At 64.4% G+C, this 1,066-nt stretch carries 1 pseudogene; it reads left to right on the top strand.

The annotated features are described in order from the left end of the window. Positions 1–138: 138 nt before the first annotated feature. Positions 139–853 (top strand): annotated as a pseudogene (locus ACIHAD_RS48875) (transposase family protein). Positions 854–1,066 lie beyond the last annotated feature (213 nt).

Genomic DNA, 1,066 nt, shown 5'->3' with positions numbered 1-1,066 from the left:
GCCCAGAACCCGCTCCCGCAGACACTTAGCGCTTAACCTGCAAAAACAGGATCACGCGAAGATCGATTCATACACCACGTCCGTGGACGTGACCCTTATCGTGCCCTGATTCCCCTGTCCAACCACACCCCGACCCATCTGGCCGAGCTGTCCGCGGGCAGCGGGCTGAACGCGTAGCCGATGGCGGCGGTTAGCCCCCGGCTCAGCAAGCGCTGCTGGTCCTGGCCCACCTACGCAACGGCGACACCTACGCACCTCTGGCTGCCGGCTTCGCCATCAGCACCACCACGGCCTGCCGTTACATCCGCGAGAGCGCCGATCTGCTCGCCGCGCTGGCCGACGACGTGCACGCCGCCGTGCGACCGTACTACAGCGGGAATCGCAAACAGCATGGAGTGAACATGCAACTGCCGGCCGATCCCCGTGGGCCGGCTGGTGTGGGCCTCGCCCTGCGCTGCCGGGCGCCGTCAATGACGTGACCGCCGCTCGGACGGCCGGCCTGATCGACGCCCTTGCGGGTGCGTCGGCGCCAAGACCTTCGCGGACAAGGGCTATCAAGGCGCAGGTGGCCCCATCCGCACGCCGTTCAAGCGGCATCGCCATCGTCCCTGGTTGTCACGCGGACAGCAGGACGTGAACCGCGCCCACGCCCGTGTCCGAGCCATCGGTGAGCGTGCCGTCGCGACCTTGAAGTCCTGGAAGGTGTTTGACCAGGCTGCGCTGTTGCCCACATCGCGCGACCGTGCTCGTGCAGGCGATCCCCGTCCTGCAGCTCCTCGAGGAGGGCCGTTACTCAGGACGAAAGTGGCTCACATTGGATAAGCGGAGCCCTCTCTCCCCGAGCTCTCACTAAAGTCGGACTTACCTGACTTGAACGCAAGCGCCGGTATTCCTTCCAGCCAAAACGAGATGAGAGAAGTGGGAGCCACAGTTCCAAAACGGCTTCGCATGCCACCTCGGACACGACACACGGTCACGTCCACGGACGTGGTGTATGAATCGATCTTCGCGTGATCCTGTTTTTGCAGGTTAAGCGCTAAGTGTCTGCGGGAGCGGGTTCTGGGCC

The organism is Nonomuraea sp. NPDC052265 (assembly GCF_044547985.1).
Taxonomy (GTDB): domain Bacteria; phylum Actinomycetota; class Actinomycetes; order Streptosporangiales; family Streptosporangiaceae; genus Nonomuraea.
This window is presented reverse-complemented; position numbering and strand designations above follow the sequence as displayed.